The 15,843-nt window shown below is 69.7% G+C and carries 19 protein-coding genes; 11 read left to right on the forward strand and 8 right to left on the reverse strand.

Going from position 1 to position 15,843, the window contains the following annotated elements; translation table 11 throughout:
- Positions 1 to 21: 21 nt before the first annotated feature.
- Positions 22 to 855: a virginiamycin B lyase gene (locus AB0M51_RS16885; RefSeq protein WP_363749558.1), complete on the reverse strand. Its 834-nt coding sequence runs from the start codon at positions 853 to 855 to the stop codon at positions 22 to 24.
- Positions 842 to 2,416: an ABC-F family ATP-binding cassette domain-containing protein gene (locus tag AB0M51_RS16890; RefSeq protein WP_363749559.1), complete on the reverse strand. Its 1,575-nt coding sequence runs from the start codon at positions 2,414 to 2,416 to the stop codon at positions 842 to 844. The genes AB0M51_RS16885 and AB0M51_RS16890 overlap by 14 nt, the downstream gene beginning before the upstream one ends.
- 103 nt (positions 2,417 to 2,519) lie before the next feature.
- On the opposite strand from AB0M51_RS16890, the gene AB0M51_RS16895 reads away from it, so the two are divergent.
- Genes AB0M51_RS16895 through AB0M51_RS16905 form a run of 3 tightly spaced genes read left to right on the forward strand, consistent with a single transcriptional unit; the run spans position 2,520 to position 4,653 of the window.
- The gene (locus AB0M51_RS16895; RefSeq protein ID WP_344193831.1) at positions 2,520 to 3,122 is read left to right on the forward strand and encodes a TetR/AcrR family transcriptional regulator; all 603 of its coding nucleotides are present in this window, start codon (positions 2,520 to 2,522) and stop codon (positions 3,120 to 3,122) included.
- 4 nt (positions 3,123 to 3,126) lie between these two features.
- A complete protein-coding gene (locus AB0M51_RS16900) occupies positions 3,127 to 3,834 on the forward strand; it encodes a VOC family protein (RefSeq protein ID WP_363749560.1) in 708 nt (235 codons plus the stop codon).
- Between the two features lie 51 nt (positions 3,835 to 3,885).
- A complete protein-coding gene (locus AB0M51_RS16905) occupies positions 3,886 to 4,653 on the forward strand; it encodes a glucose 1-dehydrogenase (RefSeq protein ID WP_344193835.1) in 768 nt (255 codons plus the stop codon).
- A gap of 10 nt (positions 4,654 to 4,663) precedes the next feature.
- Here the strand turns inward: AB0M51_RS16905 and AB0M51_RS16910 are convergent, their stop codons facing one another.
- A complete protein-coding gene (locus AB0M51_RS16910; protein WP_344193837.1) occupies positions 4,664 to 6,178 on the reverse strand; it encodes an LCP family protein in 1,515 nt (504 codons plus the stop codon).
- A 48-nt stretch (positions 6,179 to 6,226) separates the two neighbouring features.
- Between AB0M51_RS16910 and AB0M51_RS16915 the strand changes: the two genes are divergently transcribed.
- Positions 6,227 to 6,727 (forward strand): GNAT family N-acetyltransferase, encoded by a 501-nt coding sequence (locus AB0M51_RS16915; RefSeq protein ID WP_344193839.1) that lies wholly within the window; start codon positions 6,227 to 6,229, stop codon positions 6,725 to 6,727.
- Here the strand turns inward: AB0M51_RS16915 and AB0M51_RS16920 are convergent.
- From AB0M51_RS16920 to AB0M51_RS16930, 3 genes are all read right to left on the reverse strand, one after another.
- On the reverse strand, positions 6,678 to 8,462 hold the full coding sequence (locus AB0M51_RS16920; protein ID WP_344193841.1) for a protein-arginine deiminase family protein: 1,785 nt from the start codon (positions 8,460 to 8,462) through the stop codon (positions 6,678 to 6,680). The two genes, AB0M51_RS16915 and AB0M51_RS16920, sit on opposite strands and share 50 nt — an antisense overlap.
- Positions 8,463 to 8,569: 107 nt before the next feature.
- A complete protein-coding gene (locus AB0M51_RS16925) occupies positions 8,570 to 8,938 on the reverse strand; it encodes a VOC family protein (RefSeq protein ID WP_344193843.1) in 369 nt (122 codons plus the stop codon).
- A 64-nt stretch (positions 8,939 to 9,002) separates the two neighbouring features.
- Positions 9,003 to 9,620: a MarR family transcriptional regulator gene (locus AB0M51_RS16930; RefSeq protein ID WP_344193845.1), complete on the reverse strand. Its 618-nt coding sequence runs from the start codon at positions 9,618 to 9,620 to the stop codon at positions 9,003 to 9,005.
- Between the two features lie 94 nt (positions 9,621 to 9,714).
- On the opposite strand from AB0M51_RS16930, the gene AB0M51_RS16935 reads away from it, so the two are divergent.
- A complete protein-coding gene (locus AB0M51_RS16935; protein ID WP_344193847.1) occupies positions 9,715 to 10,479 on the forward strand; it encodes an SDR family oxidoreductase in 765 nt (254 codons plus the stop codon).
- Positions 10,480 to 10,503: 24 nt separating this feature from the next.
- Here the strand turns inward: AB0M51_RS16935 and AB0M51_RS16940 are convergent, their stop codons facing one another.
- On the reverse strand, positions 10,504 to 11,091 hold the full coding sequence (locus tag AB0M51_RS16940; protein WP_344193849.1) for a TetR/AcrR family transcriptional regulator: 588 nt from the start codon (positions 11,089 to 11,091) through the stop codon (positions 10,504 to 10,506).
- 114 nt (positions 11,092 to 11,205) lie between these two features.
- Here AB0M51_RS16940 and AB0M51_RS16945 point away from each other — a divergent pair, with 114 nt between their 5' ends.
- Together AB0M51_RS16945 and AB0M51_RS16950 are read left to right on the forward strand one after the other, a co-directional pair.
- Positions 11,206 to 11,940, forward strand: coding sequence for an SDR family oxidoreductase (locus tag AB0M51_RS16945; RefSeq protein ID WP_344193851.1), 735 nt, complete (start codon positions 11,206 to 11,208; stop codon positions 11,938 to 11,940).
- 167 nt (positions 11,941 to 12,107) lie between these two features.
- Positions 12,108 to 12,338, forward strand: coding sequence for a hypothetical protein (locus tag AB0M51_RS16950; RefSeq protein WP_141856379.1), 231 nt, complete (start codon positions 12,108 to 12,110; stop codon positions 12,336 to 12,338).
- Positions 12,339 to 12,560: 222 nt separating this feature from the next.
- Here the strand turns inward: AB0M51_RS16950 and AB0M51_RS16955 are convergent, their stop codons facing one another.
- Positions 12,561 to 12,917, reverse strand: coding sequence for a VOC family protein (locus AB0M51_RS16955; RefSeq protein ID WP_344193853.1), 357 nt, complete (start codon positions 12,915 to 12,917; stop codon positions 12,561 to 12,563).
- Between the two features lie 87 nt (positions 12,918 to 13,004).
- Here AB0M51_RS16955 and AB0M51_RS16960 point away from each other — a divergent pair, with 87 nt between their 5' ends.
- The 4 genes from AB0M51_RS16960 to AB0M51_RS16975 all read left to right on the forward strand — a co-directional run bounded on the left by AB0M51_RS16960 (position 13,005) and on the right by AB0M51_RS16975 (position 15,826).
- Entirely contained in the window at positions 13,005 to 13,454 is a 450-nt protein-coding gene (locus tag AB0M51_RS16960; RefSeq protein WP_344193855.1) for a YdeI/OmpD-associated family protein, read from the forward strand.
- Positions 13,455 to 13,561: 107 nt separating this feature from the next.
- Positions 13,562 to 15,298 carry a PHP domain-containing protein gene (locus AB0M51_RS16965; protein WP_344193857.1) on the forward strand — a complete coding sequence of 579 codons (1,737 nt, stop codon included), beginning with the start codon at positions 13,562 to 13,564 and terminating at the stop codon, positions 15,296 to 15,298.
- Positions 15,299 to 15,311: 13 nt separating this feature from the next.
- Positions 15,312 to 15,695: a hypothetical protein gene (locus AB0M51_RS16970; RefSeq protein ID WP_363749561.1), complete on the forward strand. Its 384-nt coding sequence runs from the start codon at positions 15,312 to 15,314 to the stop codon at positions 15,693 to 15,695.
- Positions 15,671 to 15,826, forward strand: a complete 156-nt coding sequence (locus AB0M51_RS16975; RefSeq protein WP_363749562.1) for a hypothetical protein — start codon at positions 15,671 to 15,673, stop codon at positions 15,824 to 15,826. Before AB0M51_RS16970 ends, AB0M51_RS16975 begins: the two co-directional genes overlap by 25 nt.
- Positions 15,827 to 15,843: the final 17 nt, after the last annotated feature.

Genomic DNA, 15,843 nt, shown 5'->3' on the forward strand with positions numbered 1-15,843 from the left:
CCCTCCACAGGGTGAACCTCCTCACCCGCGCGGCTCGATGTGAGCCACGGAACCCTTCTCCAGTGCGACCCACACCGAGCCGTCGGCGCACAGCCCGTGCGGCTCGGCGCCCGCATCGAACTGCACCCGCTCGGTGATGTTGCCCTTGGCATCGAGATGTGCCAGTGCCGACGCCGCCCACAGGGTGACCCAGCACCCGTCCGCTGTCGCCGCCACCGCGTGCGGCTTCGACCCGGCCGGCAGCGCGAACTCCTCGATCGTCCCGTCGGCGCCGATCCGGCCCACCCGGTCCGCGAGCAGTTCGGTGAACCAGACGCCTGCCGGTCCCGCGCTGATCCCGACCGGCCCGGCGCCGCCGGTCGGCAGGGGATAGGTGGTCACCTCCCCGGCCACGGTCATCCGCCCGATCGCGTTCGCCTGGTTGAGCGTGAACCAGAGGTCCCCGGCGTACGTCGTGATCATCGCCGGGAACGCCCCCGTCGTGCCGATCGGGTACGTCGTGACCTCGCCGTCCGCGGTGATCCGGCCGATCGCCTCGCTGCTCATCAACGTGCACCACAACGCGCCGTCCGGGCCGACACACAGCCCGTACGGAGCACCCGCGACCTGCACCGACGACACCGCGCCGTCGTAGCCGATCCGCCCGACCCGGTCGTCGCCGTTGCGCGTGAACCAGACCGCGTCGTCCGGCCCGTCGACGATCACACTCGGCCGCGACCCGGGCGCCTCCAGGTCGAAGACCCGGCCGGACACGGTGGCGATCTGCCCGGTGTCGACGAGCGTCGTCCACACCTCACCACCTGCCGAGACCACGCCGTACGGCGCTCCGTCGACCGCGTGTTCACTGAGTGGCATAAGTCTTCTCCTCCAGATCGATCAAGGTTCCGCGCCAACGGGACACGAAGCGGCGGTCGTGGCTGACGACCACGAGCGTGCCGGGGTAGCGGTCCAGCGCTGCCTCCAGTTCTTCCACCAGCACGAGCGACAAGTGGTTCGTCGGCTCGTCCAGCAGCAGGACGTCGTACGGCGTGGTGAGTACGCGGGCCAGGGCAAGACGTCGTCGCTGGCCTGTGGACAACGCGCCGACCCGGGTCTGCAGCTGCTCCTGCCGGAACAGCCCGAGCCCGGCCGCGCCCGGATGCCGGGCCAGGGCCTGACGCAACGTGTCGCCGGGCCGCGGCTCCTCCGCGTCCTGCTGGAGATACCCGATCCGCCCGCGGCGCTCGACGTACCCGGAGTCCGGCTGGAGCACGCCCGCGAGCACGTCGAGGAACGTCGACTTGCCCGCACCGTTCGGCCCGGTGATCAGCGCCCGGCCACCTGCCGGTACGTCGAGTGACAGCGGCCGCAGCCGTCCGGAGACCGCGACGCCCACCGCATCCAGGCCGGCTGCGGCGCCCGTCGTACGGATCGAGCCGTTGAACCGGAGCGGCTTCGCCGGGACCGGCGCCGGGTCCTCCTCCAACCGGCGCAGGCGCTCCTTCGCGTTCCGGATCTTGCTCCGCTCGGCCTCGTTGACGCGGCCCGTCGCGCGGTCGTACGCGACCTTGTTGTTGTCCTTCATCGGTCGCCCGTACGCGACCCGGTCGGCGGTGGTCCGGACGAGCACCCGCAGCTCCGCGACGTCGTCCTCCCACTGCTGACGGGCCTGTTCGAGCCGCGCCCGTTCGGCCGCCTTCTCCTGCAGGTAGCCCTGGAAGCCGTTGCCGTACCGCGTCATCCGGTGTGTGTCGCCGTCCACCTCGAACAGCGTCGACGCGACCCGCTCCAGGAAGGCGCGATCGTGTGAGACGACCACCGTCGTACCGCGCCGGGACCGGAGGTGATCCTCCAGCCAGGCGGCGGCCGAGACGTCCAGATGGTTGGTCGGCTCGTCGAGCAGCAGGATCTCCGGGGACGACGCGAGTACGGCGGCGAGGTTCAGCCGGGCGAGCTCGCCGCCGGACAGCTCGGACAGCCGGCGATCACCGGGCACCGTGGACAGCCCCAGCCCGTACGTCGCGCGGGCGAACCGGGCGTCCGCGTCGTACCCTTCGCGGAGCTCGAAGGCCGTCTGCAGTTCGCCGTACTCGACCAGAATATCGTGTCCCTGAGCCAACTGGTCCTCGAGCTCGCGGAGACGGGCCTCGATCCGGCGCAGGTCGGCGAGGGCGTGGTCGGCCAGCGCCCGTACGTCGAGATCGAGCGGCAGCGGGTTGTCCTGGGCGAGGAAGCCGATGCTGCCGGCAACGGTCGCCGTACCGTCGGTGGCCGGCTCGAGACCGGCCAGGATCCGCAGCAGCGTCGACTTGCCGGAGCCGTTCTCGCCGATCAGGCCGCTGACCTGTCCCGGTGGGAAGGCGCAACTGATCCGATCGAGCACCAGGTGGTGGTCGTAGGACTTGGTGATGTCGTGCAGGGACAGCTGGGTAGACATGAGGATCCTCCTGACCTCTCGCGGGTTCGTGGTTGGCGAACGGCGGGTCAGAAGATCACTGGCTACTCCCTAAATGCGACGACTGTTGCGTTAAGATGATTGCATGACCGATGGTGTTCGCGCAAGCAGGCCGGGTGGACGGACCGCCCGGGTGCGCTCCGAGGTACTCGCAGCGGTGGAGGCCGAGCTGGCCGAGCACGGGTACGACGGGCTCACGATCGACGCGGTCGCCGTACGCTCCGGCGTCCATCGCACGACGCTCTACCGGCGCTGGAAGAGCGTGTCCGGCCTGCTCGTCGACCTGCTCGAAGCCGGCGCCGACGACGCCTGGGAGCCGGCCGACACCGGCTCGCTGGAGGGTGACCTGATCGCCGTCAACCGCGAGGTCCAGGCCGCGCTGACCGCCCGCCCGTCGGTCACCCAGGCAGTGATCGCGGCCTCGTTCCGTACGCCGGAAGCCGCCGAGGCGCTCACCCGCTTCTGGGACGACCGCTACCGGCGCACCGCCGTTCTGGTCGCCCGGGCGGTCGACCGCGGCGAACTCCCGGCCGGCGTGGACGCCCACCAACTGCTGCTCACCGCGACCGGTCCGGTCTACCACCAACTGGTCCTGCTCCGGCAGCCGATGTCCCGCGCGCAGGCGGACCACCACGCCCGGATCGCCGCAAAAGCCTTTGCGGCCGCGCGTGCCGCCGACCTACCGTGACGGCATGGCTACCTCCCTTTATGCGCTGTCGATCGACGCGAAGGATCCGGCCGGGCTCGCGCGGTTCTGGGCCGGCGTATTGGGATGGGAGCAGGCCGACGGGAACGAACTCCTGCCCGATGAGAAGACCAGTTTCCGGCTGCGGTTCCTGCCGAGTGACGTCGCGAAGGATCGCCCGAACCAGATCCACCTCCACCTGACCAGCGAGACGCCCGAACAGCAGCAGGAGACGGTAGCGCGGGCGCTCGAGCTCGGCGGCCGGCACCTCGACGTCGGGCAGAAGCCGGAAGAAGGACATATCGTCCTGGCGGATCCGGAAGGCAACGAGTTCTGCGTGATCGAGGCCGGGAACAACTTCCTCAAGGACACCGCGTTCCTCGGCGAGCTGGCGGGGGACGGCAGCCGTGCGGTCGGGTACTTCTGGAGCAAGGTCCTCGACTGGCCGCTGGTCTGGGACCAGGACGACGAGACCGCGGTCCAGGCGCCGACCGGCGGACCGAAGGTCGCCTGGGGCGGAGGGCCCGTCGCCCCGAAGGCACCGAAGAACCGACTGCACCTGGACCTGGTCGCGGACGGCGATGCCGAGGCGGAGGTCGAGCGGCTGCTGGCCCTCGGCGCGACCCGGCTCGACAGCGGTCAGGAGCCCGGCGCGATCCCGATGGCCGACCTCGACGGCAACGAGTTCTGCATCCTGACCAGCACCCGAGCCTGACGACGCGCCCGACTAAGGTCGTTCCCGACGCCTAGGTTGAGGGAGACGTTTGTGACTGGTCGGTTGGCGAACGAGGTTGTACTGGTGACGGGGGCCGCGCGCGGGATCGGCCGGGCGGTTGCGGCGAAGGCCGCGGCGGAAGGGGCGGCGGTCGGGCTGGTCGACATCCTCGCGGACGAACTGACCGCGACCACCGCGGAGCTGGGCGAGACCGGTGCGAAGGTGGCCGCCGCGGTCGGCGACATCACCGACGAGGTGTCGGTCCGGCAGTCGGTCGCCAAGCTCACCGACGACCTCGGCGGCCCGGTCACCGTGCTGGTCAACAACGCCGGCAAGAACTCGTACGCCGACCCGGCCCGGATGTCGGTGTCCGAATGGGACGACGTGTTCGACGTCGACCTGAAGGGCGCGTTCCTGATGTCCCGCCAGGTGCTGCAGCCGATGATCGACGCCAAGCGCGGCTCGATCGTGAACATCGCCTCGATCCACTCGAAGCTCACCCAGGCCGGCATGTTCCCGTACGCCGCCGCGAAGTCCGGGCTGGTCGGGATGACCCGCTCGCTCGCGCTCGACGTCGCGCCGCACAACGTCCGGGTGAACGCGGTCAGCCCCGGCTACATCGCCACCGACCTGCTCGAGGAGTTCTTCGACACGATCCCCGGCGAACGCGAGAAGGCCCTCGGCGTGCACCCGCTCGGCCGGATCGGCACCCCCGAGGACGTCGCCGAGGTGGTCTGCTTCCTCGCCTCCGACGCCGCCGCCTTCGTCACCGGCGCCAACTGGGCGGTCGACGGCGGCCTCGGCATCCGCTACGCCTAGGGCATGTCTCCTAACCGGTCGCGCCCGGGTTGTAGGCACACGCCGACGTCAGGTCGCCGCTGTCGGGTTTCGTGGTGACCTTCGGCTGGGTCGGCGGGACGGTGGTGGTGCGGCGCGGTACCGGCTTGGTACTGCGGACCGGGTTGATCGCCTGCGCCACGATCGCGCGCATCGCCGCGTAGTTCGGGTTCCGGCCGTTCGGGAAGTTCTTCTTCTTGTCCAGGTCGACGTTCGTGATCTTCGCGGTCTTCACCCGCTGCCCGACGTCGACCAGCGGCTTCAGCAGGCTTCCCGGGATGTCGGTGCGGATCAGCTGCTCGCCGGCATGGGCGATCTCCTGGTAGTTGGTGAGCACGTTCTGCGGCGTGGCTCGCTCCACGATCGCCTTGACCGTGCAGCGCTGCCGGGCCTGGCGGGCCAGGTCGGCGGTCGCCAGCCCGTACCGGCCGCGCGCGAACCACAGCGCGTCGGATCCGTTCAGGTGGACGTCCCGCCCAGGCTTCAGGTACCGGCTCGGCGGGATCTTCTTGTCGTCGTTCCCGCCGACCGGGACCGGGTAGTTGATGTTCACGGTGATCCCGCCGAGCGCATCCACCAGCTTCGCGAACCCGGCCAGGTTGACCTGCACGTAGTAGTGGATCTGCAGCCCGAGCGCCGCGCCGACCGACATCTTCAGCACGTCCGCGCCGGGGTTGTCCGACGGGCCGATCAGCTCCGGGTACAGCTTCGGGATGTTCCGGTACATGGCGTCCAGGTAGAACTCGGGCTGTTCCTGGCCGGGCGGGAGCTTCGGGTCCCAGAACCCGGTCGGGAACTTCTCATGGAGCGGAGTGCCGGCCGGGAACGGCATCCGCATGAAGTTCCGGGTCAGCGAGATCAGCGAGGTGTTGCCGGTCTTGGTGTCGATGCTCGCGACCATCACCGAGTCGGTCCGGACGCCCTGCCGGTCGGCGCCGTCGTCCGCGCCGAGCAGCAGGACGTTGAGTCGCGGGAGCTGCTCCCAGATGTCCTTCTTCGGGACGATCGTCGGCCGCGTCTGGCTCTTCGTCTCCGAGCCCGCGAAGACCTTCGTGACCAGCTCGCGCTGCGCCGCCAGCGTCTGCGCGCCGCTCGCCGTACCGACCGCCAGTGCGAAACACAGCACGCCGATCACCAGCGAGCCGAGCGTCCGGGAGGCCGGCCCGGCGGTCAGCGGGCGGAGCATCTTGTACGACGTGACCAGCACGACGACCCACGCGAGCGCGACCGCGACCAGGCCGGCGATCATCCACAGCAGCACGGCCGGATCCAGCGCCCACCCGATCACCGCATCCCGCTGCCGGAGCACGAGGTACGCCGCCGCGCCGTACAGCCCGAGGCTCACCAGCGTCACCGCCGTACCGAGCCTGGGCCGGCGGGCCACCAGATAGGCGGTGCCGGGGACCAGGATGCCGACGACGGCGATCGCCAGTGCCCCGATCCCGGTCGGTCGGCGTGGTCCGGCGCGTCGAGCGCGGGCGGCACGCGGGGCTCTGGTCTGCGCCATATCCCCTACGATTCAGCGCTTCGGCAAAAAGTTGGCATGATCGGAAAAGTGAACGAAAGTCAGACACAACAGCCGGCGGTCCGGCGGGCCGGGACGGCCGATGCGGAGTCGCTGGTCCAGTTGCGCGCGCTGATGCTCTCCGCGATGGGCGCCGACGTCGGCGGCCCGGACGCGCCGTGGCGGATCGGTGCCCGCAAGTGGTTCGCCGAGCAGCTCGCGTCACCGGACACCTTCGCGGCGTACGTCGTCGAGGACCCGGATGCCGGAGTGGTCGCCGGTGCTGCGGGCAACGTGTACGCGCATCCGCCGGGCCCGCGGGACGTGTCGACCGTTCGCGGGCACCTGTACAACGTCAGCACACACCCGGACTTCCGGCGCCGCGGTCTGGCCAAGGCGTGTGTGGTGGCGCTGGTGGACTGGTTCCGGGACGAGACCGCCGTCGGTCAGGTCGAGCTGCATGCGACCGACGACGGCATCGACCTCTACCGGGGTCTCGGGTTCATCGAGTCGACATACCCGACCCTGCGGTTCCGGACCACGACGGCGTAGCCCGGCTGGTGTCGCGGAGCGCGTTCGTCGAGCAGTGCACCTCGCCGCCGCCGAGGTGTGCCCAGAAGAAGTCCTCGACCCAGCGGACCCGGACGCCAGTGCCGGCCAGTGCGCGCCCCGTAACCAGCTTGAACACGTCCTGACCGTGCAGGCGCGGCCCGTGCGGATCGGGTGCGGCGTACTCACGGGCGGTGATCGACAGCCCGTTCGCCGGGCCTGGAGTCATTGCCTTGAGCAATCCGTAGCCGGGCACCCGGTTGAAGATCTCGGGCAGCCGGACCAGCTCGTCCTGCTGCAGCCCCGTGGCCTTCAACAGGACTTTCAGCTGGCCGTCGATGTGCTTCGCCGCGTCCTCGTTGTCGGCCAGGCCGGTGCGGAGTACGTCGTCGACCGTCGGCTTGTGCGGCGACTTCGTGTCCGCGAACAGGTGCTGCTTGCCGCCGCCTTGCCGTTGCACCTCGCGCAACAGTTGGGCGCCGAGCCGCGGATCGGCGACCGCGAGCGTCCAGCCGCGGGCGTTGTCCGCGCGGACGACGTGCACCGTCTCGTCCACGTGCCCGACCATCAGCCAGGACGTGTCGATCACCAGTGGCGGCTGGTACCCCTGGCCGGTCAGCATCGTGAGGAACCCGGCGTCGGGGTGCCGCTCGGCGGTGGCGCCGTACAACAGCCGCCCGTGCGGATAGCCGGCGTACGGCGGAAGCGATTCGATGTTGCCGCCCAGGTTCAGCAGGTCGTTCAGCCCGGAGGATGCCTGGTCGGCGAGTTCCTGGACGACGCCGACGTCCGGGCCGCGCAGGTCGCGGTACAGCAGCCTCCCCGCCGGGCGCGGGGTGTTGTCGGCCGGCATGTCCCACACGCCGCCGGAGCGGATCAGGATCCGCATCGTGTGTGGGCCGCCGATGCCCGGCATGCTCGCGGTGGCAGGCTCGAACCAGTCCTGCGCCCACATGTCCTTCCAGCCTTCGTGCGTACCCTGGACGAACCGGACTTTGGTTGCCTTACGCAACGTCGACGAGAACTGCGGCCAGTCACCCGGAGCACCCTGCTCGTACGGCGGCGTCCGGCCCCAGAAGCCCTGCCCGGTGTTCGGTGTGCTCGCGAGTACGGTCTGCGCAGGCTGCAGGTCGTTCTGCAGCATCAGCGGCGCGACCCGCATCCGTACGGCGTCCGTGACGGTCTGACCGCGGTCCGTGACGGACAGCGTGACAGTGATCTGGCCGTCCCACTTCTTCGGGTCGCGGACGATGTCGCGGCCCTCGAGCAGCAGGTGTACGCCGTGCCGCAGGTCCTGGGCGGTCAGCGTACCGACCGGGCGGCCGTTCGCGAAGGCACGCGCCTTGCCCGCCGGGGTGATCGTGACGGTGCCGGTGGCACCGCCGGAAAGGTTGCGCTCGGCCTTGATCGCCAGCGGCGCGAGGTCCGCGGCGTCACGCGGCCCGTTGATCCGGTCGTCGGCCGCGTCGTTGCAGGCGGCAAGCCTGTCGTCGACCGCCCGCCCCGGTGCGTCGAGGTCGGCCGGGTCGACCGTGCAGCGGTGTTCGTCGTCGTCCAGGTTCGGCAGGAAGATCGCGCCGCGGGCGTCGGTCCAGCTGTTCCTCCCGGCGTCGTCGGCGGACGTCAGTACGCCGTCCCGGTTGACGTCGGCGGTCAGCCGTGGCGTCGGCGCCGTACCTGTCGTTCCCCAGGCGGTGGCCGCGAGCAGGCTGGTGACGCCTGCGATCCAGCGGTTCATCGAAGGCTCCTTATTTGATACAGGTGTGCTTCTTCGATGAAACTATCCAGCGGCGCACCGCCCCCGGGAGATGGAAATCCTTTCTCCACCCGTGGGCGGAGAAGGGGTCAGTCCTGTTGGAGGACCGAGAGGATGTTGCCCGCAGGGTCCTTGAACCAGGCGATCAACGGGCCCCCGCCGCGGTTGATCCCGAGCTCGTCCTGGGCCTCGTGGTACCGCTCGAACGTGACGCCGAGCGCGGTCAGCCCCCGCACCGTCTCCTCGATGTCCGTGACCGGGAAGTTGAGCACGGTGAACTCCGCCGGCACGTGGTTGTCCTTCGGGTACACGAGCACCGAGTTGCCGCCGCCGGTACGCAACTGCAACATCCCGTGCACTTCACCGACGTCGAGACCCAACGTCTTCGCGTAGAACTCCTTGGCTCGCGGAATGTCGTCCACCGAGAACCCACTGAACGCCTTGCTGTCCTGAAGCATCTGATGCCCTCCTAGTCACTAGACATCAGCTACGTCGTTGCCACCAGGCCGATTTCGACACGCCCTAGTTGTGCGAGACCACCTGATGTTGTGGATTGACGGCGGCCGCGACCGAGGCGGACTCGAGACCGTCGGCGACCGTGTGCAGCAGGCGGACCAGGTGGGCCGCGTCGGTCGGGCCGAGGATGCCGGTGATGACGTCGAGGACGCGGACGGTGAGGCCGTCGAGCTGGGACAGCCGGGCCTGGCCCATCCCGGTGACGGTCAGCGTCGGCGTGGTCCGGACCATGCCGAGCGCTTCCAGGTCGGCGATCGCCAGCTCCGCCTCGCCGGGCGTGATGCCGACCTGTTTCGCGACCTGGTGGGCGGATGTCCGGCCGTTCGCGATCGCGCTCAGCACGAGCGCGGCCGGCATCTTGATCCCGACCGCTTCCTGCAGGCCGAGGATCAGCGGATGCGCGTGCCCGCGGACGCGCTCGACCGCGTCCAGCAGCCGGAGCGCGTCGCCGACGTCACTGATCAGATGCTCCGTCTGGACGGCCGCGATCCCCGCCGGACCGGGCCGGACGGGCGACGGGACGACGCCGCCGATCACCCGCTCGGGAACGACGAGAGCGTTCTCCACGACCGGTTCCTCGACAGCGTCCGTCAACGGCCTGATGCCAGCGTCTTCGATGGTCACGCCTCCAGCGTACGGAGCGGTTCCGACAGCTTCGGCGTGTCTTTCCTGAGGAAACACTGTGAATCTCGTGACGTTGCCGTCATATTCTCCGCCCATGCAGCTCAGTGGAAAGCGAACCCTGGTGATCGGCGGCGGAGGCGGCGGCATCGGCCGCGCGACGACGGACCTGTTCGGCCGGGAGGGTGCCGCGGTGATGGTCGCGGACCTCGACCCGGAACGGGCCGCCGAGGCTGCGGACGCGGTCCGCGCGGCCGGCGGTACGGCGTACCCGATATCCGGCGACGTTCGGTCGGCGGCGGACGTCGAGGCGATGGTCGCGGGCGCGGTGCGGCAGCTCGGCGGGCTCGACGTACTGGTTACGGTCGTCGGCGGCCAGGTCGCGTTCGTGCCGGCGGTGAAGCTGCACGAGATGGCCGACGCGGACTGGGACACGATCTACGAGGTCAACCTCCGGTACGTCGCCCGCGCGGTCCGGGCCGCGCTCCGCGTGTTCCTGGACCAGGGCACCGGCGGCGCGATCGTCAGTGTCGGATCGGTAACGGGTTTCATGGCCGCGCCCGAGCAGGCGGCGTACGGCGTGATGAAGGCCGGCATCCTCAGCCTGGCCCGGACGGTCGCCGCCGAGTACGCCCGGGACGGCATCCGGATGAACGTCGCCGCGGCCGGTGCGATCGCCACCGCGGTCGCGAACGCGAACGTCGGCGAGGAGGTCGTCGAGGAGATCCCGGCGGGGCGGTTCGGGCGGTCGGCGGAGGTGGCCCGGGCGGTCGGCTACCTGGCGTCCGACGAGGCGTCGTACATCACCGGTCAGCAGATCGTGCTGGACGGCGGGGTGTCCGTCCGCGGGCCGTTCGCGTAAGCGGGCGTCGGGCAACTCCAGAGGTCAACGAGGGATCGCGGCGTCGACCAGGACGGCGGCGATCGCAGCGGCGGTGCGGAAGGCGTCGGCGTTGAGGACCCGGGTGCGGGCCGCGGCGCCGTCGAGGAGCAGCGCGAGTTGTTCGCCGAGCTGCTCGGGATCGGCAGCGCCGGCCTCGCGGGCGGTGTCCGCGAGCCGTGCCGCGATCGCCCGCTTGTAGTCGTGCGCCTGCCGGCGAGCAGGGTGTTGCGGGTCGTTGAGCTCGACGGCCGCCGCGATGTACGGGCAGAGCGGCGTGAGGTCGTCCGGCCCGGTCGTCGGTACGTCGAACACGGCGAGGAGCCGCTCGCGCGGCGTGAGCTCGCTGTTGTCGAACACTCCGGGCAGTACGTCGGGATCGAAGCGCCGCAGATACTCGGTGACCAGCTCGTCCTTCGTACTGAAGTGCTGGTAAGCCGTCCGCTTCGACACCTGGGCCACCGCGCAGAGCTGATCCATCCCGGTATGGCCGATGCCTTGCTCGCGGAACAGCTGCTGTGAGGCGCTGAGGATGCGCTCGCGTGCGCCCCGCCCGCGGCGCCGGCCCTGCGGGCCCTTCTCCAACTCCGTCATACGACCCAGCCTACCCGTCATGGGTAATGGTCGGTGTACTTAGCTTGCGCCGGACTGGTTCGATCGCTTAGGTTAAGCACACTGATTGGTGTACATAACGCGACGGAGTGGATCATGGGAAAGCTCGACGGCAAGGTCGCAGTGATCACGGGTGGAACGACCGGTCTGGCGCTGGCCGGTGCCAAGCTGTTCGTCGACGAGGGGGCGTACGTCTTCGTCACGGGCCGGCGGCAGGACGCGCTCGACGAAGCCGTGAAGGCGATCGGCCGGAACGTGACCGGCGTGCGGGGAGATGCGGCGGATCTGGATGACCTGGACCGCCTGTTCGCGACGGTCGAACGCGAGCAGGGAGCGATCGACATCCTGTGGGCGAGTGCCGGGACGGGCGCGCAGGGCCGGCTCGGTGAGATCACGGAGCAGCACTTCGACACCACCTTCGGCCTGAACGCGCGCGGCACGCTGTTCACGGTGCAGAAGGCGCTGCCGCTGTTCAACGACGGCGGTTCGATCTTCATGACCGGCTCGAACGCGTCGGTCAAGGGCTATCCGGAATGGAGCGTGTACGCGGCGAGCAAGGCCGTGCTGCAGGCGTACGCGCGCGTCTGGTTGTCCGAGTTGAAGGACCGGCGGATCCGGGTGAACGTGCTGATGCCCGGTCAGGTCGCGACCGCGAAGCAGGAGGAACTGTTCGACGAGGAGACCAAGCGGCAGTTCGAGTCGCTGATCCCGCGCGGAAAGATGGGCAGCCCCGAGGAGATCGCAGCCGTCGCGTTGTTCCTGGCATCGGACGATTCGACGTACGTGAACGGCGTGGAGCTGGCTGTCGACGGTGGCGTGTCGGTGGTCTGAGCGAAGAGTTCTGGCAATTGTCCAGAATTTCCGGAATCGGGCGTGACCTCGACTCTCGGTCCTCCGTTGGAAGTGACGTGACGGTGAACACAACACGGCGCACCGGCACCGCGCTCGCCCGCGTTTTCCAGGCCGACCCACCCTCGAAGTAACAGCCAGGAGGACCCGTGACAACCGCCACCGCCACTCAGACCGTTCAGCGCCGACGCGTGCGTGTCTGGTTCGGTGAGCACGTCATCGCCGACTACAACGCCGAGCCGGCGTTGGCCGAGCGGTACGCAGACGCCATGAGCCGCCGATTCGCCGGTCTCCGGGTCACGAACGACCCGATGCCGATGATCGACAAGCTCCCCGACCCCCTGCCCGGCGAGCGCATGTGGGACGTAGCGCCCCGCTGAGAAGAATCCCCGGTACCTTTCGCGTTCCGTATCTCACCAGACAACCCACCCGGAACGACGCCAGGTCGAGCGCCTCACCTCGATCATCAAAGGACCGGTGTCGGGCGGCAGGCGAGCGTCGGCGTTCTGCCCCTCGCTTGCCGCCCCTTTTCTCCCCTGTGAAATGCGCCTGAACCACTACCGCGTTCGCACCGGATCCCCCAGGTCCGGTGCGAACGTTTTTCACTTCTGCGTGTAGTACTCGGGTTTCATCTGGATCAACTGGACGTAATTCCCGTCCGGGTCGATCACGGTCGCGAACCAGCCGATCCCGCGGTCCTCCGGGTGCACCAGCCATTCGACGTCCAGCGTCCGCAGGTGCCCGGCCGCCCCCTCGATGTCGTCGACCGCGAAGTTCACGATGTGCCGCCCCGGCTCCGGGTTCTTGCCCGCGATGTCGTCCCGCTGCTCGATCACCAGCCCGAAGCCGCCGAGGTCCAGGTTCCCGTAGCCGTCGACCTCCGCCCGGAACCCGTCCCGGTACCACGCCTTCAACCGCTCGGCGTTCGTACTCCCGAGCAACATGCTGTTCAGAATCACGCTCACTCCTTCCACCGACCTGACCTCGGTACGTCGGAGCCACCGCCGGCCTCTCGACATGACCTGCCGAACTCGCATGATGGAGCGATGAAGTTCACCGCTGAACTCCTGTCCACCGGCAAGAACACGGCCGGCTTCGAGGTCCCTGACGAGGTCGTCGAGCGGCTCGGCGGGGGCGGCCGCCCGAAGGTCAGCGTGACCGTCAACGGCTTCACCTTCCGTACGTCGATCGCGCGGATGGGCGGGCGGTATCTGCTCGGCGTCAGCGCGGAGCGTCGTACCGAAGCCGGTGTCGCACCCGGTGAGGTGCTCGACGTCGAGGTCGAGCTGGACACCGCGCCGCGCGAGCTGGACGTACCCGAGCCGCTGGCCGCCGCGCTGGCGGCCGACCCGGACGCGAAGGCGTTCTGGGACACGTTGAGCTACAGCAACCGGCAGTGGCACGTGCTGCAGGTGACGTCGGCGAAGACCGACGCGACCCGCGACCGCCGGATCGAGAAGTCGGTCGGCATGCTCCGGGACCGCCGCGCCCGCTGAGCTCTCGCGACCTGGTCGCAGGAGCGGGGAACGGTTCATTTCGCGCACATCTCGTGGTCACGGACACCGGCGATGATCCCGCCGATTCCGCCACGAGAGGACAGTCGATGGGGCACTCGCACGACCACCCGCACACCCATGACCACGATCACGGTCATGGGCACGACCACCATCACCCGAACACGGAGCTGGACCAGGCCACCCTGGCCGCGCTGGACACCTCCGTACCGGACAGCGAGCTGTCCCCCGCCGAGGTGAGCCGGCGCAGTCTGCTCCGGTCGGCCGGCATCCTCGGCGGTACGGCGGCGCTCGCGGTCACCGGTGCGCAGTTCGCGGCGGCGGCCGCGCCGAAGGACGGGTGGGTCTTCCGGCCCGGCAGCCGCCCCAAGGTCTGGCTGGCCGGCGACCACCACATCCACACCCAGCTCAGCTCGGACGGCATGTACCGCGTCATCGACCAGGCCCGGCACGCCGCGGCGTACGGCCTGGACTGGCTGGTGATCACCGACCACGGCGGCGCGACGCACGCGCGGATCGGCGTCGACCTGGTCAACCCGCAGATCAAGGCGGCCCGCGCCGAACTGCGCGACACGCTGATCTTCCAGGGCCTGGAGTGGAACATCCCGGCCGCCGAGCACGGCACGATCTTCGTCGCACCGGGCAGCCGCGAGGTCGACGTACTGAAGCAGTTCGAGAACAGCTACGACGGCAGCGTGAAGAACGCGAGCTCGAACTCGCCGGCCAACGAGGCGCTCGCGGTGTCCGGCATCCAGTGGCTCGGCCGGCAGGTCGACAAGCGCCGGGTCGCGGACGCGCTGTTCCTCGCCAACCACCCGGCCCGGAACGGCATCGACAGCCCGCACGAGATCCGCAACTGGCGCGACGCCGACCCGCGGATCGCCGTCGGCTTCGAGGGCGCACCCGGTCACCAGGCCGGCGGCCTGCCGAAGGGCATCGGCGCCGGCAGCGCCCGCGGCCTGTACGGCAACGCCCCGAACCCCAACTCGTTCCCCGGCTACCCGGCCGAGAGCTACCGGACCTGGGGCGGCTTCGACTGGATGACCGCGACCGTCGGTGGCCTCTGGGACAGCCTGCTCGCCGAGGGCAAGCCGTGGTGGATCTCCGCGAACTCCGACTCGCACGTGAACTGGAACGAGACGTCCCGCCGGCCGGACGGCTCGTCGCAGGCGCAGTTCGACCGCGATGGCCGGTACATGGACCCGGTCTACGGCAACGCTGTCAACTCGACGGCGAGCGACTTCTGGCCTGGCTACTACAGCCGTACGCACGTCGGCGCCAACCGCCGCGACTACCTCGCGGTGATGGAGGGCCTGCGCAACGGCCGCGTCTGGGTCGACCACGGCGGACTGGTCAAGGGTGTCGAGGTCGAGGTCCGCGAGGTCGGCAAACTGTACGGCGAACCGCTCGGCGGCGCGCTGCTGGTGAAGAAGGGCCGCGCGATCGAGCTGGTCGTCCGGATCACCGCGCAGACGATGCCGAACTGGTCGAACTTCGTCCCGGCGCTGAACCGGGTCGACGTGATCCAGGGCTCGGTCACCGGCCCGGTCGCCGACAGGGACACGATGACCGCGCCGAACACCAAGGTCGTCAGGCAGTGGGACACCTCGGGCCGGCGCGGCACCTTCGAGCTGATCCACCCGCTCGGCCGCGCCGAGGAGGCGCAGTACGTCCGGGTCCGCGGTACCGACGGGAACCGCAGCCAGCCGGGGTACCTCGGTGCGGCGGTAGACCCGGTCGGGCCGAAGCTGGACGTGGTCGGCGACGCGGACCCGTGGGTCGACCTGTGGTTCTACACCAACCCGATCTGGGTGCTCCCCAAGTAAAGGACACGCGTTCGTGATCATCGCGATCGATGCCGGCAGCAAGGACACGGCGGCCGCCGACCACCTGTTGTACGAGGTGATCGACGGCCTCGAGCAGCCCGTTCTCGCCCTCACCCACACGGTGTCCGGCGACGACCGGCCGCACGTCGCGGTCTCGTTGACCAGTGCCGCCGACCTCGCCGACCCGGTCCGCGCGATGGTTGCCGAACGCAACGTCGGGCTGGCGGTCACCCGGCCCGGCGCGTCCGAGCCGGAGCTCGCCGGACCGAGCCGGCTGGTCCGCGGCGCGTACGTCGCGGCGGTCGAGGCGGCCCTCGGGACGACGGGGCGCGTGGTGCGCTGGGCATCGATCACCTGGAGGGCATCGGCGGTGTGCCGATCGAGGACGACACGTTGATCGACACCCTCGACTTCCTCCGCCCGCTCCGTCGCGACGGCCGGCTGGTCCTCCAGGTCCAGCCGGCCGCCGGTGACGTGCTGATCCCGTTCGAACTCCAGCACCAGCAGAAGTGCTGCGCGGATCACTGACCGAGCTACTGTCCAGG

Source organism: Kribbella sp. NPDC051137 (assembly GCF_040682535.1).
Lineage (GTDB): Bacteria > Actinomycetota > Actinomycetes > Propionibacteriales > Kribbellaceae > Kribbella > Kribbella karoonensis.

What these genes read in the sequence shown, in the direction of transcription:
- AB0M51_RS16925 (WP_344193843.1), bottom strand. Translation starts at nt 8,938, where the DNA reads ATGCTTCAGGACAGCAAGGCGTTCAGTGGGTTCTCGGTGGACGACATT.
- AB0M51_RS16945 (WP_344193851.1), top strand. Translation starts at nt 11,206, where the DNA reads ATGGGAAAGCTCGACGGCAAGGTCGCAGTGATCACGGGTGGAACGACC.
- AB0M51_RS16935 (WP_344193847.1), top strand. Translation starts at nt 9,715, where the DNA reads ATGCAGCTCAGTGGAAAGCGAACCCTGGTGATCGGCGGCGGAGGCGGC.
- AB0M51_RS16900 (WP_363749560.1), top strand. Translation starts at nt 3,127, where the DNA reads ATGGCTACCTCCCTTTATGCGCTGTCGATCGACGCGAAGGATCCGGCC.
- AB0M51_RS16965 (WP_344193857.1), top strand. Translation starts at nt 13,562, where the DNA reads ATGGGGCACTCGCACGACCACCCGCACACCCATGACCACGATCACGGT.
- AB0M51_RS16940 (WP_344193849.1), bottom strand. Translation starts at nt 11,091, where the DNA reads ATGACGGAGTTGGAGAAGGGCCCGCAGGGCCGGCGCCGCGGGCGGGGC.
- AB0M51_RS16960 (WP_344193855.1), top strand. Translation starts at nt 13,005, where the DNA reads ATGAAGTTCACCGCTGAACTCCTGTCCACCGGCAAGAACACGGCCGGC.
- AB0M51_RS16890 (WP_363749559.1), bottom strand. Translation starts at nt 2,416, where the DNA reads ATGTCTACCCAGCTGTCCCTGCACGACATCACCAAGTCCTACGACCAC.
- AB0M51_RS16895 (WP_344193831.1), top strand. Translation starts at nt 2,520, where the DNA reads ATGACCGATGGTGTTCGCGCAAGCAGGCCGGGTGGACGGACCGCCCGG.
- AB0M51_RS16885 (WP_363749558.1), bottom strand. Translation starts at nt 855, where the DNA reads ATGCCACTCAGTGAACACGCGGTCGACGGAGCGCCGTACGGCGTGGTC.
- AB0M51_RS16920 (WP_344193841.1), bottom strand. Translation starts at nt 8,462, where the DNA reads ATGAACCGCTGGATCGCAGGCGTCACCAGCCTGCTCGCGGCCACCGCC.
- AB0M51_RS16910 (WP_344193837.1), bottom strand. Translation starts at nt 6,178, where the DNA reads ATGGCGCAGACCAGAGCCCCGCGTGCCGCCCGCGCTCGACGCGCCGGA.